Source organism: Sessilibacter corallicola, assembly GCF_021290925.1.
Lineage (GTDB): Bacteria > Pseudomonadota > Gammaproteobacteria > Pseudomonadales > Cellvibrionaceae > Sessilibacter > Sessilibacter corallicola.
Genome location: NZ_JAJSLX010000002.1, coordinates 1159982 through 1182551 on the forward strand (window position 1 = coordinate 1159982; position 22570 = coordinate 1182551).

A 22570-nucleotide genomic window follows, 5' to 3' on the forward strand; every position below is an offset into this window, starting at 1 on the left:
ATCGAACACAAAAAAGCCAGGAGTGATCCTGGCTTTTTTGTTTCTGGTTATTAAGTGGAGTTTCTAAATATTATTAAGCGGTTCGAGCGCAACCTGGTTTTTCGACTGTTGCTCTTGTTTAGAAAGCCGTTCGAGTTCTTGGATTAATGGCTCAAAACTGTTTATTTTAATCTCGGCATCGCTGAACAGGGATTTGTCCAAATCATCAAGCACGCGTTTAGCGTCATCGTCGATCAACAGATGTCGAATGCGAGCAAGGTTGTAGGGGCCGTGCGACCATTTTGCTTTTGTCCAAGTGATTAAGCCGTTGCGAATCGATTCGATATTGCCGGTTTTGGTAATCATTACAAATTGCGCTAATGCTTGTTTGGCAGAAGGCGTTTGTTTTTCTGGCTGAGCAGCGCTTGCTGTATTTGCGTGGCTGGGTTTGTATCGAGTAAACCAAAGCAGCGCGAAAAATAACGCGATTAAGGCGGTAATGACGTTACTGGCAATCAACCAAATGTTATTGCTTGAGGTTTGGGTTTCTGGGAGCAGTTGCTCGGCGTTGGTGTTTGAATCGAGCGCCACCGGATTATTTTGCGGCAAATCATTGTTTGTGGTGTTGTCGTTGACCACGTCACCGATCACGGTCATGGTTTTCGACGGCAATATTGCCGTTTCTTGTTGGTCGTCTTCCGTGTTCCACCAAGTCACTTTAACTTCGGGCAGTGTGAATGTGCCCGGTTGCGTGGCAACAATGGCTTGACTTTGACTCAGTGTGGTCAGAATACCGTTTTCGCTTTTATCTTCGTCGTCTTTAATCGGTTCTGGGTACTGGTTAATGGCGTCGGGGTATTGAATGGATAACTCGGGCAATTGCGAGCTGGATAATCCGTCGACCGAGACAATAATCGATCGGGTGATGGGTTCGCCTAATTTTACCGAGCTTATGTCCGTTCCCCAGCTGTCGGTGAGCGTGATTTGTTTTGCTGGTAGCCACGTATTACCGGTGTACGACGCTGGACGCGGCTTAACCTCTATGGATTGCGGATCGGCCACTAAGCGGCGTAAATTCGAGCGGCGAGAGTGGCCAAAAAACGGTGATCGAGAACCAATACTGACATCAAAAACTTGTCTCGGAATTACCAGTCTTCCCGATTGCTGCGGATAAATGGCGTAAACCCATTCGAGAAAGGCGAATTCTTTGTTGCCAATGCGGCGCTGGTAGCGCTGCTCACTGACGAGTTCGACTTTGGTGTTTTCCAGGGAAATATCTTGCATGCCCGGATTGGAAATTGGCAGGGAAGTGCCTAGGCGAATGGTGTAAAGAATTTGTTGCTGCACGTAAACGGAACTGGAATCGACTTCGCTTTCGACAAAAATGTCGTTCACTTGTCCGCTGGATAAATTGGTTTGCGAGGCATTTTCGACGTTAATTTCAATCGGTGTTGTAAATTCTCCCCGCGATTCAAACGATGGAATCAGTAAGGTGCCGGCTTTTTTGGGAATAATCACAATATTCCATTCTATCCAGCTCTCTTCGCGACCGTTGATGTTTCGGTACTGTTTGGTTCCTGTGTTTGAGACAATCTCGAAGTTTTTTTCGAGGTTCGTTAAATCCGGGCGCGGGGTATCGTGCGGTCCCTGTTGGCGGATTTTTAGGGTCAGAGTTTCTTCGGTGGTTACGTTTTTTCTGTCGACGCTGGCACTGACATTTTGTGCTTGGCTATGGATGGCAAACAGAGTCGTAGAACATAACAAGAGGAAACAGAACCAAGAGTGTTTGATTCTCACATTTTTTAACATCATATCTAACGCTTACGTTTTATTTTTTGTTCAATCAGTTTGCCGTTTCTGGCAAAAACACGGTTTAATCGGAGCCAATCTTTGTTTGCCAAGCTCGACCATTACTAAAGTCGAGACGCCGCATTATTGCTTGGCAAACTCCATTGGCCCGAGCGATATTCCTGTCGGCGCTGGCGGTACTCGTGTTGGAATTTTCTGCGCAACAAGCCTGCCGGATCATCGGGCACTTGTTTTAACCACTGTTCCAACGCTTGCTGTTCTTCATCGGTTAAATCCGATTCCTGTAGCTGAGCGGTTTGTTGCTGTTCTTGAGTTTCACCGTCTTGCTCAGAATTCTGAGAATCTTCAGCGACTTCTTGTTCAGATTGTTCCTGTGATGATTCTTCGCCGTCTTTCTGCTCGTCTTTGGAGTCTTGGTCTTGTTGCTGTGCGTCTTGCTCTTGCTGGGACTGATCGTTGTCGGCGAAATCCTGGGAATCTTGGGATTGATCACCGTTTTGTTGATCGGACTGGCTGTTTTGTTGCTGGGATTGGTCTTGCTGCTGATCTTGGTCGGATTGCTCGTCGGAATTTTGCTGCTGCTGATTTTGTTGTTGCTGTTGCTGCTCTTTCAGCTGCTCGACGATGGATTTGTTTTCTTCGGCGACTTTTAATTCTGGGTTTAAATTCAGTGCTTGATCGTAGGCTGCAATGGCTTCGTCAAGCTTGCCTGATTTAGCCAAGGCGTTGCCGCGATTGTAGTAGGCGCTGGCGGTTTCGCCGGAGAAAAGCTCGCTCGCGGCTTCAAAATTGCCGTCTTTGTATTGCGCGGTTGCTTTCCACTGTGAATCTTCAAACACATTGGCGGCTTCGGCGTTTTTACCGTCTTCAAATAGCTCGTAGGCTTGTTGATCTTTGGTTTTCCACAAATCTTGCCATTCAAGGGCGGAGGCGTCGTTTACCGTGAATACGCTGGTTGTGGTGACCAACACCATTGGAATCAACCAGCCTCGGCGAAACGCCAAGGCAACAAAGGGCAACAACATCAGCACCAACCAGGGTCCGGCTTCGGACCAGGAATCAAATTGGCGGTCGTTCTGTGATTCGGCGTCAAAGGGAGTATCACCGGTTTGGTTATCGAACATTTGCGTCAAATAGTCCACGTCGCGATTGTTAAGGCTCAATTGAGCGTATCGACCGTTATTGTCTCGGGCCAAATTGGCCAATAGGTCGAAATCGGTTCTGTCTATAATGATATCGCCGCTGGCCGATCGAGCAAATTCATTGCCCCTTGGCACTGGCGCACCTTGTTCACTGCCTATGGCTAAGACCGATAATCTGTGATTGGTTCCAGTTAAAAAGTTCTTCACCGTCTGAGCGGCCAATGGCACCACGCCATCGGTCACCAGCAATATGTCGCCAGAGGCAATGCCGGAGTCATTAAAGACTTCCAGCGCTTGTTCAATGGCCATTTCGGTATTGCTGCCTGGTACGGGCATTAATTCTGGCACCAGGGCATCCAGTTGGCTGATGATGGTTTCGGTGTCGTCAGACAGCGGTGTAACAACGTAGGCTTCGCCCGCGTAGACAATCAAGCCGGTTTGGCCTTCTTTGCGTTTGTTGAGCAAATCGATCAGTTTAAAGCGCGATCGATCTAACCGGCTGGGCTTCACGTCTTCGGCGCGCATAGACGGGGATAAATCCCACAAAATCAAAAGAGAGTGCTCTTTTTTTAACGTCGGTTGAGGCAGCTTTTCCCAGGTGGGGCCGGCGGCGGCAATCACTAACAACGACCAGAGTGCACCAATGGCTACGATTGGCCAGCGGCGTGCGGATTGATTGGGTTGATCGATCAGGTGTTTTAATAATTCGGGGTTAATCAGACCTTGCCAACTGTTTTGACTGCCTAAATGGCGCAACAATAGGTAAGTAATCACTGCCAGCGGAATCAGGGCCAGTAAATACTCGGGTCTTAGAAAGTGAAACTCATTCATAGAACTAACAGCAGTCTCTTAGTCTGATTTTTGTGACGTTAATCCGGGCGAACGCACCAGCAATAGAATCGCCCAACACACACTTAGCAGAATTCCCGCCAGCAACGGCCAATAGAACAAGGTTTGAATTGGGCGAAAGGTTTCTGGGTCTTGTTCGATTGGCTCAAGCTCGTCGAGCTTGTGGTAAATCTCAAACAGCTCATCGGGGTTTCTGGCACGGAAATACTGTCCGCCAGTGAGATCTGCGATTTGAGTTAGGGTGTCTTCGTCGAGATCTCGCGACGGGTTAAAGCTGCGTCCACGCGGGTCGAAAAACTGTCGCGATTGCAGTTCATCGGCGCCGACGCCAACGGTATAAATTTTTACTTTTGCTTGCTGAGCAAGCTCAGCCGCTTGCAGCGGAGCGACCGCACCAGCGGTATTGGCGCCATCGGTTAGTAAAATAACCACGCGGGACGATTCCGGGCGGTCTTGTAAACGTTTGATGGCAAGGCCAATGGCTTCACCAATGGCGGTTTTTTCACCGGCAAATCCCAACTGCGCTTCTTGCAGTAGGGTATTGACCGTGGTTCGGTCAAAGGTCAGCGGCGCTTGCAGGTAGGCGTTGGTGCCGAACAGTATGAGCCCCAATCGATCTTGGGCTCGACGCTCGACGAATTGACCCACCACGTACTTAACCACCGTGAGACGATCAATGTTTTGGCCGCCTGTACGCATATCGCGAGTATCCATACTGCCCGAAATATCCACCGCAAGCAGTAAGTCGCGACCGGATGAGGGCAGATCAACAGGTTCGCCCACCCATTGGGGGCGCGCGGCAGAAGCGACCAGACACAGCCAAATCAGTGATAGAGCCACCAGCTTGACCCAGCTGAGTGCTATTTCTTGCTTTTGAGATTGAACCAGCGGTGCCACGGATGAAAAGAACGGAACCAGCAGCGCCGATTGCTGCTTTTCATGGCGCGGAAAAATCAATCGTATTACCAGCGGCAATGGCAACAACAGAAATACCCAAAGCCAAGCGAATTCAAGCATTGACGATTCCTTCTTGCGTGGATTGATCCGAAAGCTCAGGGTTGTAGGTGTTTATAAACCGCTGACACTGACTGACAAGATCGCCTAGAGGCTGGTTGAATTGAGCGTTGTTACGATATTGGTCGTGGGCCAGCATGTGCGCGAAGCTCTCTTCCACGCCGCCATTTTCCATTAAAAAGTGCTGCCATTGGTTGCCATAAAGATTGGCGACTTTTTTTCTTCCCGATACGGTAATGACGTAGCGTTTAAGCAATTCGTTAAGGTGGCGCAAAACATCGACTGAGATGGCTTCATTTTTATTGGCCGTGTGCCAATTGTTGAGTTCTTTGAGCGCCAGTTTTTTAAATCGATTTTTAAATTGTTGTTTTTTCCAGACAAGCAAAACAATCACTGCAATGGCAATGACAGCGAGTGCCACCAAAAACCATCCCGGCGCTAGCGAATAGCTGTACAACTGCTCGGGCAGAATAATGTCGTTGAGCTGCGGAATAGGATCAGCGTTTCCGTCTGCGGGCGCCTGAGCCTGAATGCCGTTTGGAAGTAATGAATTCATAGCCGATAAAGTTTCATATCTAAATTTTTATTGCCGATGTTTTTTTGGTTATTGCTTGTTACCAGTACTTTTCTTTTACCAGCATTTGCCAATTAATCACGACTTTTTCTTCTTTTTGCTCGCGTTGGTTTTTCCCTTGCCGTAAATTGCACGAATTAAATTTGATGGTTCGTTCAAAGTGTTGGCTATAATTAAGGGAATCAGGCGTTTATTCGCGAAGCTCTGTAATTTGTTTTCTTTTTCCTGAAATTGTTCACGAAAGGTTTGGTTGAAGGATTTATTGTGACCGCTGAGTTTCAGTCTTTTTTTGCCGTCACTGATCATCAATTCTTCTTCGGGCAGCTGGGTTTCTAGCTGATCAAAAACATGAAATAAATTCACGTCGCAGTGGCGACACATCAACGCTAATTGTTTTTCGCATTCGTCGGTAAAGTCGTGGAAATCACTGATGATAAGAACGGACGTTCCAGGTTTGGCAATGCGGTGGGCTTCCATCACCATTTGCTCTAGGGATTGCTGTTTGTCGCTGGCGACCGGTGAGGTTAACTGCTCGTTGAATTCAATTAAGCGATGCACCAACTCCATTTGCGCGTGTTTGCCTCGCCGGGGTCGCACATCGCATTGTTTTTCATCGCCAAAAATCAACGCTCCAATACGGTCGTTTTGGTTGAGGGCCATCCAGCCGAGCATGGCGGCAAGGTGGGTTGCGTAAACCGACTTAAAACAGGTGCGACTGCCGAAAAACATATTTGCCCGTTGATCCACAATCAACACCACCGGGCGTTCACGTTCTTCTTTGAAGAGTTTTGTATAAGGCACTTGCGTGCGAGCGGTAACGCGCCAGTCGATGGTTCGAATGTCGTCGCCGGGTTGGTAGATTCGAACTTCTTCGAATTCCATTCCGCGGCCCTTAAACTGCGTGCGTAAAGGACCATTAATCACGCCCGCCGAAGGGCGCGTTATTTTAAGCGTTAGATTTGATACTAAGAACCGGGTTTTTAGTAAATCTTGTAACTTTGAGTAGGCTCCGCGAGGAGCCAGTTCTTCATTTAAACTCAAGACTCAGCCACTTATGTAAATTTCGAAATCGCACGACGGCGGTGTTAAACAAGTAAGTGTTAAACAAGTAACAGCATTAACTTGATTAGCTAACCGCGACTAACTCTAAAAGATGATCAATTACTTCGTCTGGGGTAATGCCACTGGCTTCCGATTCAAAGCTTAAAATGAGGCGGTGACGAAATACGTCGTGAATGACGGCTTGGACGTCTTCTGGGCTGATGTAATCTCGCGAATTTAACCAGGCATTTGCTCGCGCACAGCGATCTAATGCAATTGTACCGCGCGGGCTTACGCCGTATTCAATCCAGCGCGCTAAATCCATATCGATGGTATCGGGTTTACGCGTTGCGCAGGTAAGATTGACGATGTAATCCTCAATGCTGTCGGCCATGTGAATTTGCAGAACTTCTTCACGGGCTTTAAACAATTCCGCCTGGGTAATTGGCGTTGGTTGTTTCATTTCATCGTTGCGCGCTTCTTGGCGGGCGAGCCTCAAAATTTCTTTTTCGGCGCTGGCGCTTGGGTAGTCGACGCCAACGTGTAACAAGAAGCGGTCTAATTGTGCCTCGGGAAGAGGATAAGTACCTTCTTGTTCCACCGGGTTTTGGGTTGCCATAACCAAAAATAGCTCCGGCAATGGATAGGTGGATTTGCCAACACTCACCTGGCGCTCGGCCATGGCTTCCAGTAAAGACGACTGAACTTTGGCCGGCGCACGGTTGATTTCATCGGCGAGCACAAGGTTGTGAAAAATAGGCCCTGCCTGGAATTCAAAGGTTCCGTTCTCAGGTCGATAAATATCGGTACCGGTCACATCCGAAGGTAATAAATCAGGCGTAAACTGTACGCGATGGAAACTTGCTTCTAGACCATCAGAGAGTGTTTTAATAGCCTTTGTTTTTGCAAGTCCTGGGGCTCCTTCAACTAATAAGTGGCCGTCGGCCAGCAGTGCGATCAATAATCGATCAATTAGATGGGGCTGGCCAACAATTGTTTCATTAAGCCAGTCTCGTAATGATAAAATTGCATTTTGCTTTGACATAAAAACTGCTTACCACGTTGAACACTCTGAGCATTATTGCTGTCTTGATTAGCGAAATGATGAATTATAATTTCGCAATTAAGAACCATAAAAATTAGTTTGGTAGAATATTATAACAATACAGTGTCTAATCGAGGACTCTTGTTCTCAGCGAAAGTTCTGGTTTTGCGTATTACCTGCAAAAGCAAACAGTATCATTTCTGGTCAAAACCATACTTTCGTGCTTGCGCCTTACGAAATTATTCGCCTGTACTATCATTTCAATATAAAGGAGCCTCTGATTAACCTCAAAATTACTCAGCGTGATCTCAAGCGTGCAGTTGCAAGGCGACGCTTGAAATTAATGGCCTTAGTCCTTAATAAAAGCGGTAACGCCGCAAATGTGCGCTTGAGAACACGTCCTTCGGAGCCTTCCAGTTTTTTCCTGCTCTGCGTTGTGCTTTTTCGATTTAACCCGTTAGACCTTCAAAAGCACGCCTTAATCAGAAAAAAACTGATTGGCCTGAGTGATCTTGAGGTTAACCAGAGGCTCCTAAATACCCATTTTTCTTATAAATGGACAATCAAATAAATGACCTTACATGGAATCCCATGTATTTGCTTATGAGGTGTTTGTGGAAATAAACACGGTGATGACCGAATCAACAGACCATTTTTTAGATCGCCTAAGCCAAAACATAAAAGACGAACTGCCGGATTTAGAACACGCCCGATTAGAAAAATTTTCAAAGCTTTACTTTAATCGGTTTCCGTTAAACGAAATTCAAGGACGTTCCTATAAAGATATGTACGGTTTTCTCGCCAGTTGGTGGAAAATCATGCAGAAATTCAAGCCCGGTCAGAGTGAAGTTTACGTCTATAACCCAAATTTAGAAGAGCACAGTTGGCTTTGTGGTCATTCGGTGATTCAGGTTCGCATTGTCGATATGCCGTTTTTAACGGACTCCATACGTTTGGAGCTGAACCGAAGAAATATATTAGTACACTTTTTAAAGAGCCAAGTGATTCAATCGGTTCGCGATGATAAAGGGCAGTTGGTCGATGTTCTCGACCGAAACGCAGAAGTGGGCACGCTTTCGAGTAAGCATCACGTTCAACGCGAAGCCTTGGTGTATTTTGAAATAAACCTTCACACTGATCGCAGTGAATTGTCGGCGTTACGGGATTCAATTGTTGCGATCATTCGCGAACTGCAAGCGGTAGTTACCGATTACAAGCCGATGTGCGACGAAGTTTTTAAAGCAAAAAGCAATCTCGATTTTGCCTTGAAAAACAAAACAGCAAACTCTGCCGCTATTAAAGAATCTCAGGCGTTTTTGGAATGGCTCAGTGAAGGACACTTTACCTTTTTAGGGTACAGCGAATTCGAAATTGCTAAAGAAGGCAACAAAAACGATTCAGAAATGGTGTTGAAAGAAATAACGGATAACCGAAAGGGTATTTTTGCTATTTCTAATACAAAGGTTGATCCGTTGCCGCTGTCGAAGTTTAACTCCGGCATGGAGACCTTTTATCAATCTTCCGACTGTATTGCGTTTACTAAATCCAGTTCACGATCACGCGTGCACCGCGGCGTTTATTCCGACTATGTGGTTGTTAAGCGATTTAACAATAAAGGTGAGGTGTGCGGTGAAATTCGTTTTATTGGCTTGTACACCAGCACGGTTTACGACGATAAAGTTCGCGCCATTCCGCTGATTCGCGACAAAGCCAATGACGTTATTACCAAAACCGAAACTGACGAAAACTCTTACGAAGGCAAGGCGCTAATTCGCATTTTAGAAACCTTCCCTCGCGATGAGATGTTCCAAATTTCGAGCGAAGAATTACTGCGAGTTATCACTGACGTTGCGCAAATTAATGAACGTGCGCAAGTGCGCTTGTTTATGCGATCGGATCCTTACGGTAAATTCGTAAACTGCTTGGTCTACGTACCAAGGGATTTATTCAGCACTCAAGTGCGTGAGAAAATCCAAGAGCTCATTGCCTCAGAAATCGACGCCGAAGAATGCGAGTTCAACACGCATTTTTCAGAATCCATTCTCGCTCGTGCGCATTTGGTTTTTAAAATCAAACCAAACACGACTGTGTCTTACGATGTAAAAAAACTCGAACAAAAAACTGTTGATATTACCCGCGGCTGGGATGAAAACTTCCTTACGGCACTGTCGGAAGCCATGGGCGAAGAGCGCGGCACAAAAGAGTATAAGATTTATAAAAATGCTTTCTCGGATGCGTATCGAGAATCTTACGACGCCCGCTCGGCAGTATCGGATATTGAAACCCTCAGCCATTTGAGCGACAGCAGTCCAGTGGCGATGAGTTTTTATCAGCCGCTAAATTCAAAACCCAATGAAATTCGCTTTAAGGTTTTCCACTGTGAAAAACCGTTGGAGCTGTCAACGGTGGTTCCTGTGCTCGAAAACTTGGGCTTGCGAGTTTTGGGCGAGTTTCCTTACGACATTGAACCGGCGGTTGGCAAAACTGTGTGGTTGCACGATTTTAGTTTGGTGTTTGACGGCAATGGCGACATCGATGTTGGTTCTTCCAAACGTATATTCCAAGAAGCCTTTGAGGCTATTTGGCTCGGCAAGGCAGAAAACGACGCCTTTAATCGCCTGGTATTAGGCGCGCGGCTCAGTTGGCGTGAAGTGTCGATTATGCGTGCCTATGCGCGTTACATGAAGCAAACGGTGGTTAATTTCGGCCAAAGTTACGTCGCTAATACTTTGGGCTCTCACGTTGATATTACGCGCAATTTAATTGCCTTGTTTAAAGGAAAATTCGATCCTCGAGTCAATCAATTTACTAAGCAAGATGTCAGCCGAATTGAGCGGCTACAGACCAAAATTATCGACGCACTCGAAAACGTGGATAATTTAAATGACGACCGAATTGTGCGTCGTTACTTGGATTTAATTAAGGCAACGCTCAGAACCAATTACTACCAAAAAACCGCTGAGGGCGAGGAAAAAGAGTATATTTCCTTTAAATTGTCGCCTCGCGATATTCCCGACATTCCAGAGCCGCGGCCGCTGTATGAAATCTTTGTTTATTCGCCGCGAATGGAAGGTGTGCACTTGCGCGGTGGTCCGGTAGCGCGCGGCGGTTTGCGTTGGTCCGATCGATTGCAAGATTACCGCACCGAGGTTTTGGGTTTGGTTAAAGCTCAACAAGTTAAAAATGCGGTGATTGTACCCAACGGTGCTAAAGGTGGTTTCGTGGTAAAACAACCGCCAAAAGAGCCGACGCGACAAGCCATGCAAGCCGAGGCGATTAAGTGTTACAAAACCTTCATTAAAGGCTTGTTGGATATCACAGACAACATTGTCGGCGGTGAAACCGTTTCGCCCGCGCAAGTGGTCCGTCACGACGGCGATGACCCTTATCTCGTGGTCGCTGCCGATAAAGGCACGGCAACCTTCTCCGACATCGCAAACGAAATTTCCATTGAATACAAACACTGGTTGGGCGATGCATTTGCCTCCGGCGGTAGCCAAGGTTACGACCACAAAGGCATGGGTATCACCGCTCGCGGTGCTTGGGTTTCAGTGCAGCGCCATTTCAAAGAGAAGGGCGTGAATATTCAAGAGGAAGACTTCACTGTTATTGGCGTTGGCGATATGAGCGGCGACGTGTTTGGTAACGGTATGTTGCTGTCGAAGCACATTCGCTTGGTGGCAGCGTTTAACCACTTGTCGATCTTTATCGATCCAAACCCAGACGCGGCTACCAGTTACAAAGAGCGTGAGCGCTTATTTGCGAATCCGCAATTGGGTTGGAACGATTACGACGCAAAATTGATTTCCAAAGGTGGCGGTGTCTTCTCCCGCGCGGCGAAGAGCATTATCTTAACTCCAGAAATGAAGGTCCGATTCGGAATTTCTGAAGATCGCCTTTCGCCCACCGATCTGATTAATCGCTTGATGAAATCGCCTGTGGATTTGATCTGGAATGGCGGTATTGGCACCTACGTGAAATCGTCCGAAGAGGTCAACGCCGACGTTGGCGACAAATCCAACGACATGCTGCGCATCGACGGTAAAGATCTGCGCTGTAAAGTCTTTGGTGAAGGCGGCAACTTAGGAATGACCCAGCTCGGGCGAGTTGAATATTGCCTGCACGGTGGTGCCTGTAATACCGATTTTATCGACAACGCCGCCGGTGTGGATTGTTCCGACCACGAGGTCAATATCAAGATTTTGATCGATAAATTGGTGGCGCAGGGCGATTTAACCGAAAAACACCGCAATCAGTTATTGGTCGATATGACCGATTCTGTGAGTGAATTGGTGCTGGAAAATAACTATCAGCAAACCCAAGCCATTAGCTTGGCGGATCACTCCGGTCACGAACGATTTGCGGAATTCCGACGCTTAATCAGCCAGCTCGAAACCGAAGGGCGCTTAAATCGTAAGCTGGAGTTTTTACCAGACGAAGAGAGCTTGTTGGAGCGTCACAGCCACAATAAAAGCCTGACTCGTCCTGAATTGTCGGTGCTGATTTCTTACGTCAAAGTGATTCTGAAAGAACTGCTGGCCAACGATGATATCGCCGGTGATCAATACATCGTTAACATCATCGAGTCGGCGTTCCCGCCGTTATTGCGCGAGAAATTCCCTTCTGAGATTTACGATCATGTTCTCAGAAAAGAAATTGTCGCCACTCAATTGGCTAACGATTTGGTGAACAACGGCGGTATCACGTTCTTCCATCGTTTGCTGGAATCCACTGGCGCCCCGGCAACAACAATTGCCAGAGCCTACGTTACCGCGCGCGATTCCTTCCAAATGCCGTCGTTGCGAAAAGAAATCGAGGCGTTGGATTTCAAACAAACCAACACCGTGCAAATGGAAGAATTGGACGACTTGGTTCGTCGAGTTCGCCGAGGCACGCGTTGGTTCTTGCGCAATCGCCGTTCGCGTTTGAACCCGAGCGAAGAGATCGAGCATTTCTCCAATTCGTTAACCGAACTCAGCGACATCATGCCGAGCGTGTTGACGGGAGAAGAGTTGGAACAGTGGCAGGCTACCTATGATCGATCGCTGGGATTGGGCTTCTCTGATCGCTACGCCAAGGCTTCGGCGTTGCCGTCGAATCTTTACTCAGGTTTGGGTGTAGTTGAAGCGGCCAACCACAGCGGTGCGGATCTAAAGCGTGTTGCTCATATCTTCTTCTATTTGAGTGATAAGCTCGGCTTGAATTGGTTCTCGAAACAAATTTCGGACGTGTCGGTTGAAAACTATTGGCAGGCAATGGCGCGCGAGTCGTTCCTCGACGATATGGAAGGCCAAATTCGTTCGCTGACCGAATCATTTGTGCGCTTACAGCCCACGCAAATGTCGTTGGAGGAAACCTTCGATGTTTGGGCGCAGCAGCACAAAGACATGTACGATCGTTGGATTTCGATGATGCTGGAGCTGCAAAGCACCAGTGTTTCCGACTTTGCCATGTTCTCGGTGGCCATGCGTGAGCTTTACGATTTGGCGCAGGCTTCAAGCTATTGCCAAAACTTGGGCGACGATTCGCCAGCGTGCACGACGGGTACACCGTTGCAGGCAGTCGAATCGACAAAGGCTTCGGCGTGATTAAGCCTGTTAACTGCTTGTGTTAACTGTTAGAGAACGATGAAGTCGGTTGAGATTCATTTAAACATCTCAAAAGACGAATTTATAAAACTCTACCAATCCGGTGGCCGTGCTAACGTGCTCGCAACAGCACGTGACGGCCGCCGAATTCAATTTCCCGCCTCTTCTCTGCGTCGCTGGTTAAACCACAGCGGTATTGTCGGTTTATTCGTAATTTATTTTGATGACAGCAATCGATTGAGTAGAATTGAACGCCTTAGCTAAACGGCAAAGGTCAGCTGCTCATTCAAAATTCAGCTGAATAAAAGCTCAAATTTAACAAACACAACAGGATAAGCCCTGAATGTATTCCCTAGCGCGTAAGCTTCTTTTTAAACTCGATCCCGAAATTGCCCACGAATTTTCCTTAGATATGCTCGCCGCGGGTGAGCGTTTGAAGATTTTATCGTTGGTCTCATGCGATCTTCCCAGTAATCCTGTGACGGTCATGGGTATTGAATTTCCAAATCGCATTGGTTTGGCGGCAGGCTTAGACAAGAACGCCGATTACTTTCAAGCGTTATCGACGTTGGGGTTTGGTTTTGTTGAGGTTGGAACCGTCACCCCGAAACCTCAGCCGGGTAACGAACAGCCACGATTGTTTCGCTTGCCAGAACACGAGGCAATCATTAATCGGATGGGATTCAACAACAAAGGCGTTGATTACCTGGTTGAACGAGTTGCGGGAAAATCCTTGAAACATCCGTTAGGTATTAATATCGGGAAAAATAAAATAACGCCCGAAGAAAACGCGTTGTCAGATTACACCGCTTGTATGGAAAAAGTGTATGACTACGCCGATTATATTACGGTGAATATTTCCTCACCGAATACGCCTGGGCTTCGTGACCTGCAATTCGGTGAAACACTGCATAATCTGTTGCAAGGCATTAAAACCAAGCAGTCAGAATTGGCGGATCAGTACGAGTATTACGTTCCCGTAGCGGTAAAAATTGCGCCGGATATGACTGAGCAAGAACTTATTGATGTGGCGCACACCTTTTTAGAGTTAGACATCGATTGTGTGATTGCCACCAATACCACCATTGATAAATCTTCGGTATCCGCTTCGGTTCACGCAAACGAAGCGGGTGGTTTGTCTGGTTTGCCTGTTCAAGACAAATCAACCCAGGCCATTAAAATTTTAAAATCGCAATTGCAGTCGGATATTCCCATTATTGGTGTTGGCGGCATTAACAGCGTTGATTCTGCGATGGAAAAACTGGAAGCCGGAGCCAGCCTTTTGCAGGTATACACCGGTTTTATTTATCAGGGCCCGGAATTGATTGCCGATTTGGTAAAAGCCACAAATAAGTATTCTGCTGCTGACGATAACGATTAATCTGTTGCCGTTAAATGAGCGACAGTTTTAAATTAACGATTAATACTGTTTGATAATTGTGGTGTTTAAAAGAATTAAGTGATTGGGAAAGTCTGGAAGGCTAAAAACTTGATCTAGAAATAAAAAGAGCAGGGGAATTACCCCTGCTCGCGGTCTTGAGTGAAGACCTTTGGGCTTAAACATTTAAATTAAAAGTTTTGCATTTAATTTATCGGGTTTTTGCTCCTTTTTTGTCGATATGACGATTAAGAAACGATACCTACAGGAATTTGTATCTACAAAAACTACACCTTCAAGAATCACACCTGTTAAGTTCACACCTATTAAGTTCACACCTGTTCAGTTCAAACCTGTAAAATTCGCACCTCTCTATGCGTTTGTATTGGTATGAGTTTGTATTGGTGTGTTTGATTCTGTGCCTTTGTTTCTGTACTTGCGCTTGATTGCCTCTATAAATTAAATTTAATTAAAATTTTTGGTGCAGTAATTTTAGTGTTGCTTTTGCCTGCGTATGTATCAAGAGTAAGTCAATATTGATTCGGTGTAAATTGGAAATATTGTTATTTATCAAATTAATTTGGGTTTTCTTGATTGCTGCAGTAACAGTATATAACACGTATAAAAACGGCAATTAATTTAGCGGTTACTGAGTTTTTGAACCGATGCCATGCGATTAAAACCGTTCCATTGATCATTCCGTCCTTCACGCCAGCCATTAAGCCAATCATAGCGTGCTTGCTGGGTTTCATGGGGGCAGAGGCTTCTAGAGCGACCCTCAAATCCTACGACATAACCCTTTGCAAACGCTTTTTCAGATGGTTTTCTCTTCTGACGTTTCATAATGTAATTTACCTCAAGGTTGGTGTTTATCCATTTCAAAAATATTGTGTACCAAGCTTCTAAAAAGTTGGGGGAGATAAACTTGAATGTTTAAAATTACTGTATAAAAACATGAATGATTCGAATTAATTGATGGGATGTAATTCTCAAAGTTTAAAAAAATAAAGCACGGAAAATGCTTTGATAATGTATGTGGAAACTCGAATAATAAGTTCACCGATTTAATTGCACTTTTATGAAGCCGGAAACTCAGTACACCAAATATTGAATGCTTTGGGAATGAATTTAAATTTATAAAAGATTGAGATTATATACCGAATGATAATATTGGTTTTCACTTTGTTATCGATAATTCCACAATAATTACGTATTGCTCTAAATTATCAATAGTTGTATTAAAAACACTAAATTTAATAAGACATTAACTCTTTAACATATTATCCCAGCGAATTTTAGCAACGCTGAGACAGTTTTGTACGTCGATTATTTAATCATTGTTATTCGGATTTTGTGTGAGAAAAGAGTCTCATAATTTAATTTAGAATATTTATTAAAAATATTTTGATTATTACTGTATTCGTTTTACTGATTGATTCTTATCGACAGTTTTTCTGATGAGTTTTTGTATTTGTGGTTTTTAAGATAATTAACTTCTGAAAAACCTGCATGACGCAATGGCATTAAAAAACTTCTAAATAATAAAAACACAAATATCAGTTGATTTAACGGTAGGTATTTTGGGTTAATCCCATAACACTAATTCAATTATTTTCACGGCCATTTATACACACGACCATTTATTTTCGCGATTATTTATATTCACTAATTAGGAACACTAAACAACAACGGAGATTAAACAACAGAGGGTGTGATTCGTGGCATTACTGTGTGATGCCTCTATGAGCAAATCTCTCGCTACTTAAGCGCGGGCTAAATGATTGTTTTTCTTAGTATAAAGCGGTGATTCCGGGTAGAATCGCAGTTTTATCCAGACAGACCTTCACATGATCGAATATTACGCAAGTTGCCCAAAAGGCCTAGAGCAGTTATTGGCTGAAGAAATCACCCAATTGGGGGGTGAGTTTAAACGAGAAACCATAGGTGGAATATGGTTTTTGGGCGGTTTGTCGGTAGCTTATCGTGTGTGTTTGTGGTCGAGACTGGCAAACAAGGTGCTGTTGCCACTGGTGAAGTCATCTGTGGCCAATGATAAAGATCTCTATGAGCTGATTGCCTCGGTTCCTTGGGAAGATCATCTCAGCCCCAATGGCCGTTTGTGGGTGGATTTCGCCGGTACCAACCGTTTTATCCGCAACAGCCAATTTGGCGCCTTAAAGGTTAAGGATGCCATTGTTGATCGGATTCGCGATCGATTCGGCGTTCGCCCCTCCGTTGATAAAGAAAATCCCAATCTAATCATTAATGTACGTCTGTCGAAGGGCAAGGCGACCGTTTCCATCGATTTGAGCGGCGATAGCTTGCATCGTCGTGGTTATCGATTGCGACAGGGCTTTGCACCGTTAAAAGAAAACTTGGCGGCTGCGTTGTTGTATCGCTGCCGTTGGCCTGAAATCGCCGCTGACGATGGCGCATTGCTCGACCCAATGTGTGGTTCAGGAACAATTCTGATCGAAGCGGCCATGATGGCGGCGGATATCGCACCTGGGCTTAAACGATCGTCTTTTGCGTTCGAACATTGGTTAAATCACTCCAACGACGTTTGGCTTGAACTGCGAGAACAAGCTCAAGAGCGCATTAATCTCGATAAAATTCCCGAAATTCGTGGTTATGATTTCAACCGAACCGTGCTTGAAGCGGCGGAATTCAATATTGCTCAAGCTGGGTTGATTGGCAAGGTTCGTGTGACGGCTAAACCGTTAGCGGCATTCAAAAAGCCAACTCACAAGCCTATTGATACGGGTTTAGTATTGACTAACCCTCCTTACGGAGAGCGTTTAGGGGATCTTGAGCAGCTTATTCCTCTGTACCGACAGCTCGGTACCTCGTTGCGTGAAGAGTTTGTGGGTTGGAAGGCGGGTGTTTTTACCGGTAATCCAGATGCCGCTAAAAACATGGGCTTGCGCAGCAATAAAAAATACAAGCTTTATAACGGCAGCATTGAAACCGAATTATTGTTGTTTGATGTTAATGAAACCCAGTTTGTGAATGCACCTGCGCCCGAACACATTTTAACGCGTCCAAGTGATCCTTATAAGGTGACCGAAGGTGCTAAAATGCTGATTAATCGCTTGGCGAAAAATAAAAAACAATTGGGCAAATGGCTCAAAAAGAATGACATTGAGTGCTACCGAATTTACGACGCGGACATGCCGGAATATTCCGCCGCCGTTGATATTTACGGCGACCATGTTCACATTCAAGAGTATCAAGCGCCGAAATCCGTCGACGAAGAAAAAGTAAAACAGCGCTTTAACGATATAGTCGCCGCAGTGAAGCAAGAGCTGCAAGGCGATGAATCAAAAATCAGTATCAAGCAGCGCAGACGCAATAAAGGTAAACAACAGTATGAGCGCTTAAATGAGCGCGCAGACAGACGCGAATTAATGGTCGTTGAAGAAGGCGCAGCAAAGTTTGAAATTAATTTGTGGGATTACCTCGATACCGGATTATTCTTAGATCACCGTCCAGTGCGCCTTAAAATTCGCGAGTTGGCCCACGGCAAAAAGTTTTTAAACCTGTTTTGCTACACAGCGACTGCCAGTGTTCACGCAGCCATTGGCGGCGCTAAAGAAACGGTGAGTGTTGATTTGTCGAACACTTACATCAACTGGTCAAAACGCAATTTTGAGCTGAATAGACTGGTCAGTAAAAATCACCGTTTTGAACAGGCCGATTGCGTTAAATGGTTAAATGAATGTCGAGAGGGGTTTGATCTTATTTTATTAGACCCACCGTCTTTCTCGAATTCGAAAAAAACCGAAACCGTATTGGACATTCAACGCGATCATGTTTCTATGATTAATCGTTGCATGGATTTATTGCTTCCGGGTGGCTTACTTATTTTTTCCAATAATTTACGCAGCTTTAAACTCGATGAAAGCAGTTTGTCGCATTTTGAAATCGAAGATTACACGAAAAAGAGCCTCGATCCCGATTTTGCACGCAATCAAAAAATACATAACTGTTGGTTGATTCGAAACAAATAAATATTTCATCAACGCCATTCTTAAAAACCCACCATTACAGTCGTGTATTGGTGGGTTTTTTACTTTCTCATTGTGCCATTCTTTTCTGTATTCGTTTTTTGGGATTAATATTTTTCGTATCAAAGGCTTACCTTTATAAGTTTGTTTTTTGTAGTGTAAACAATTTAAGTTTAACTGCTTCAGTTTTGAGATACCGCAAATAGCCAAAATTGAGTCATAGAGACGGGCTGTTGGTCGTGGTATAAAAAGTTAAACAGTCAAATAGTGATTGTGTTTATGTTTTTTGTGAACATAAGCGCGCATTGATTTCGATTGTAGATATTCCAAGTTTGCTCTTATAACCGAAATCCACACAGTATGTATTCGCCCGAGTACGAGCTATGAGTACTAGTTATACATCCTATAAAACAATTATTGAAATTGTTGGTGATATTGTAAAAGTTCGTTTGCCGGAACAATCTGAACAAGCGTCGCCATTGGTAAGATTAAATGATTTGGCGGTATTGTCTGTCGATGGTTCTGATTCACGATTGGCGCAAATTATCGATATAAAAAATAATGTTGTATCACTGCAAGTGTTTGATTCGACTAAGGGTCTTTCTACAGACGCGAAAGTGAATTTTTTAAATCAGCCGATGAAGGTTGTTGCCAGTGACAATATTTTAGGGCGTGTTTTTAGTGGTAAAGGTGAAGCGATTGATAACGGACCGTCGTTAGAGTACGAGCAAAAAATCGTAATTAACGGGCCCATTGTTAATCCTGTTAAAAGGCAAGTGGCATCGAAAATGATTCGAACCAATGTGCCGATGATCGATGTTTTTAATTGTTTGGTAGAAAGCCAGAAAATTCCAATATTTTCAGTTTCTGGTGAGCCTTACAATACGCTGCTAGCCAGAATTGGCATTGAAGCCGACGCCGATTTAATTGTTTTTGGCGGGCTTGGGTTAATCTTTGATGATTATCACTATTTTAAACATCAATTTGAAAACGCAGGCATGCTGGCGAGATCGGTCATGTTCGTAAACCAAGCGTCAGATTCGATTGTCGAGCGATTGCTTATCCCTGATTTGGCGCTTTCTGTGGCGGAACATTTTGCCGTAGAACACAATAAGCGCGTACTGGTTTTACTGACCGATATGACGGCTTATGCAGACGCGCTAAAAGAAGTCGGCATTGCAAACGAGCGTGTGCCGTCGAATCGCGGCTACATGGGGGATTTGTATTCTCAGTTAGCAAGGCGCTACGAGAAAGCGTGCGATTTTACTAAAGGTGGATCAATCACGGTGTTGTCGGTAACAACAATGCCCGGCGGCGATGTGACTCATCCGGTACCCGATAACACCGGTTATATAACCGAAGGTCAATTTTATTTGCACGACGGCATTATCGATCCATTTGGTTCCTTATCACGCCTAAAACAACAGGTTATTGGAAAGCAAACGCGTGAAGACCATCATCAAGTAATGAATACTATGATTCGGTTTTATTCCGGCAGTATTGAAGCCAAGCAAAAGCAATCCATGGCCTTTGAGCTGAATGAATTTGATGAAAAATTGTTGCGTTTTGGTGAGCTGTTCAAGCGCCAATTTTTAGGCATCGATATTTCCATGCCTCTGGAAACCGCTTTGGATACCTGTTGGGAAATTTTAAAAGCTTGCTTTAGCCCAGAGCAATTACTGATGAAAAAAGAATTCATCGATAAGTATTATTACCAGAAAAAATCGTAACCCATACGCAGTGAAAAACTTATGGCCGATAAGGTATCTGTTTCAAAAACCAGTTTGCTGAAACTTAAGCACGATCTGCGAGCTTATCAAAAGTATTTGCCTTCACTGGATTTAAAGCGTCAGCAATTAAGGTTCGCTATTGTTGGTTTGAAATCCGATATCCGCCGATTAACCGAGAAAATAACTCAGTTTCAACAAGCGCTTCCCAACCTAATCCCAAGTTCTTACGTTGATGTCTCTGATATCGACCAACTAGTGGCAATCAGTACCATCGATTACGAATTAAAAAGCATTGCTGGCGTAAAGGTTTCTCAGATGACGGACGTTACGTTTTCTGAATCAGGCAGTGATTTTGCTCGTTTGCCCGTGTGGGGATTGTTCTATCAAGCAAGCTTGGAGAAATATGTCAAACTCCTTTTGCAAGTAGAGAATTTGGAACAACAGATATTCACGCTGAATGCGGCTTTATTAAAGGTAACCCAACGCATTAATCTATTCGAAAAACTGCTGATTCCCCGGTCTGAGCAATTCATCAGTACCATCGAACTCAGTTTGGGAGAAAGGGCAAGAGAATCCGTAGTGGTATCTAAACTGTCAAAGAAAAGATCGGCGAGTCGCAGTGAGTATTGTTAAGCTAAAAAAAGCCACCGTTTTGGCAAGTAACAATCAAGTAGAGCAAGTCGTTGAGGCGTTGCAAAAATTTGGTCGATTACACATTATTGAAAAACCAAACGAAGCTCAAGATAACACTGAAAACCGTAACAGCGACAATTACGGTCGAATGATTGATTACGTTAATTTTTTAGAAAAATCTGAGAGAAAGATAAAACAAGAAAAACGGTATCAATCATACGATTTGAATGAGGTGATCAGCAAAATCGGCGCGTTAAAAGCCAATATTCATGCTGAAAAAAATCACTATGATCACGTTATGCACGAAATAAAGCAGCTGGAACCCTGGGGTGATTTCGAGCTTTTGGGGTTAGAGGCTGATATTCGGCGTACATTCTGGTTTTATGATTTACCCTTGGCAAGTTTGAAAAAAATCCACCGGTTGTCGCTGCCTTATCAGGTCGTTAATCAGAATAATACTCGGATTTACGTGGTGGTTATTTCCGAGCAAAAACCAGTCGAAGACTGTTTGCCGGAAAAATCGTTGGATTTGCCTTCGGAAAGTTTATCCGTCTTGTATGAGAAACGACACAATCTACTATTAACACTAGATGAACTTAACGTAGAACGAATTCACTGTACGAAATACCTCGATGCTCTCAGAAGTGCGGCGTACAAAGAAGAAAATATTCGTCAACGTGACAATACAATCCGCAATATAACGTCTTATGGTGAATTTTTCTCGCTTGAAGCTTGGGTGCCCGAAGTTAATGTAAAAGATTTGACTGCTTTATCAAAAAAAGCGCAGTTCGCGTTGACGCTTGAGACGCCAAAGGAGCAAGACGATCCACCTACATTACTTAAGCCTAACAGTATGTTTGAGTCAGGATCGTTGTTGGCAAAAATTTATCAATTGCCCAGCTATTATTCTTCGGATCCTTCGATTCATCTATACCTTTCGTTTTCTTTGTTTTTTGCGCTGATTTTATCGGATGTTGGCTACGCGTCGATATCTCTTTTAGCGTTATTGGTTTTTTGGAAAAAGATGTCGAATCAAAAAACACTGAAAGTATTGCGCCCGCTGTTATTGGCAATGGCACTGGCGGCATCCGTCTGGGGAGTGCTGGTCAATAGCTTTTTTGGCTATTCGTTGATAGACACTAACCGTGTAGCTCCTGTGGTTGATATCAACAACTATGACCTCATGATGTTTTTAGCGGTTGGTATTGGCGTTGTTCACATCGTTATTGCCAACATCGTACACATGCGTGTTTTAACATTTTCTGATAATCGTTGGCTTGCCAAAATTGGTTGGATTTTAGTGTCGGTTGGTGCTTATTTTTCTTGGGTTTTCTCTGCGCATGACAGCGCATTTCGAATGTTTGCTTCTATGATAGCAATGGGCTTGATCGGTATTTTTCTGTTCAGTCACGATTCGTTGGTAGAGAAAAACGTTAACGAGAAATTCTGGTTGACGATTAAATCTGGATTTTTGGCATTGTGCAATATCACTAAATTATTTGGTGATGTGTTGAGTTACATGCGCCTTTTTGCCTTGGGGTTGGCCAGTGCTTCCTTGGCAATAACATTTAATGATTTGTCTCAAAGTGCGTTCGATTACGGTGGCGTAGGCTTAATTGGTGGCTGCTTAATTTGGCTGATTGGTCACAGTATTAATTTTATCTTAGGAATTATGAGTGGGGTTGTTCACGGTTTACGACTGAATTTTATAGAGTTTTATAATTGGTCAAATCCCGGAGAGGGATACGCCTTTGTACCTTTTATGATGAAAGAGGTTTAAC

Annotated in this window: 14 protein-coding genes; 7 read left to right on the forward strand and 7 right to left on the reverse strand. The window is 44.5% G+C overall.

The window, feature by feature from the left end; all coding sequences use genetic code 11:
* Positions 1-63: 63 nt before the first annotated feature.
* From LU361_RS12260 to LU361_RS12285, 6 genes are all read right to left on the reverse strand, one after another.
* Positions 64-1791: a BatD family protein gene (locus tag LU361_RS12260; RefSeq protein ID WP_233089129.1), complete on the reverse strand. Its 1728-nt coding sequence runs from the start codon at positions 1789-1791 to the stop codon at positions 64-66.
* Between the two features lie 101 nt (positions 1792-1892).
* A complete protein-coding gene (locus LU361_RS12265) occupies positions 1893-3761 on the reverse strand; it encodes a VWA domain-containing protein (RefSeq protein ID WP_233089130.1) in 1869 nt (622 codons plus the stop codon).
* An 18-nt stretch (positions 3762-3779) separates the two neighbouring features.
* Positions 3780-4796 (reverse strand): vWA domain-containing protein, encoded by a 1017-nt coding sequence (locus LU361_RS12270; protein ID WP_233089131.1) that lies wholly within the window; start codon positions 4794-4796, stop codon positions 3780-3782.
* Positions 4789-5349 carry a DUF4381 domain-containing protein gene (locus LU361_RS12275; RefSeq protein ID WP_233089132.1) on the reverse strand — a complete coding sequence of 187 codons (561 nt, stop codon included), beginning with the start codon at positions 5347-5349 and terminating at the stop codon, positions 4789-4791. Before LU361_RS12275 ends, LU361_RS12270 begins: the two co-directional genes overlap by 8 nt.
* Before the next feature lie 96 nt (positions 5350-5445).
* On the reverse strand, positions 5446-6408 hold the full coding sequence (locus LU361_RS12280; RefSeq protein ID WP_233089133.1) for a DUF58 domain-containing protein: 963 nt from the start codon (positions 6406-6408) through the stop codon (positions 5446-5448).
* Positions 6409-6493: 85 nt separating this feature from the next.
* Positions 6494-7453 (reverse strand): AAA family ATPase, encoded by a 960-nt coding sequence (locus LU361_RS12285; RefSeq protein WP_233089134.1) that lies wholly within the window; start codon positions 7451-7453, stop codon positions 6494-6496.
* Between the two features lie 581 nt (positions 7454-8034).
* On the opposite strand from LU361_RS12285, the gene LU361_RS12290 reads away from it, so the two are divergent.
* From LU361_RS12290 to LU361_RS12300, 3 genes are all read left to right on the forward strand, one after another.
* Entirely contained in the window at positions 8035-13041 is a 5007-nt protein-coding gene (locus LU361_RS12290; protein ID WP_233089135.1) for an NAD-glutamate dehydrogenase, read from the forward strand.
* A 39-nt stretch (positions 13042-13080) separates the two neighbouring features.
* Positions 13081-13305 carry a DUF2835 family protein gene (locus LU361_RS12295; protein ID WP_233089136.1) on the forward strand — a complete coding sequence of 75 codons (225 nt, stop codon included), beginning with the start codon at positions 13081-13083 and terminating at the stop codon, positions 13303-13305.
* 79 nt (positions 13306-13384) lie between these two features.
* Entirely contained in the window at positions 13385-14422 is a 1038-nt protein-coding gene (locus tag LU361_RS12300) for a quinone-dependent dihydroorotate dehydrogenase (RefSeq protein WP_233089137.1), read from the forward strand.
* Between the two features lie 636 nt (positions 14423-15058).
* Here the strand turns inward: LU361_RS12300 and rmf are convergent.
* Positions 15059-15262: a ribosome modulation factor gene (rmf, locus tag LU361_RS12305; protein ID WP_233089138.1), complete on the reverse strand. Its 204-nt coding sequence runs from the start codon at positions 15260-15262 to the stop codon at positions 15059-15061.
* A gap of 1004 nt (positions 15263-16266) precedes the next feature.
* Here rmf and rlmKL point away from each other — a divergent pair.
* The 4 genes from rlmKL to LU361_RS12325 all read left to right on the forward strand — a co-directional run bounded on the left by rlmKL (position 16267) and on the right by LU361_RS12325 (position 22569).
* Complete coding sequence (rlmKL, locus tag LU361_RS12310; protein WP_233089139.1) at positions 16267-18429, forward strand: bifunctional 23S rRNA (guanine(2069)-N(7))-methyltransferase RlmK/23S rRNA (guanine(2445)-N(2))-methyltransferase RlmL; 2163 nt, start codon at positions 16267-16269, stop codon at positions 18427-18429.
* 380 nt (positions 18430-18809) lie between these two features.
* Positions 18810-20156, forward strand: coding sequence for a V-type ATP synthase subunit B (locus LU361_RS12315; RefSeq protein ID WP_233089140.1), 1347 nt, complete (start codon positions 18810-18812; stop codon positions 20154-20156).
* A 21-nt stretch (positions 20157-20177) separates the two neighbouring features.
* The gene (locus LU361_RS12320) at positions 20178-20789 is read left to right on the forward strand and encodes a V-type ATP synthase subunit D (protein WP_233089141.1); all 612 of its coding nucleotides are present in this window, start codon (positions 20178-20180) and stop codon (positions 20787-20789) included.
* Entirely contained in the window at positions 20776-22569 is a 1794-nt protein-coding gene (locus tag LU361_RS12325; protein WP_233089142.1) for a V-type ATP synthase subunit I, read from the forward strand. The genes LU361_RS12320 and LU361_RS12325 overlap by 14 nt, the downstream gene beginning before the upstream one ends.
* Position 22570 lies beyond the last annotated feature (1 nt).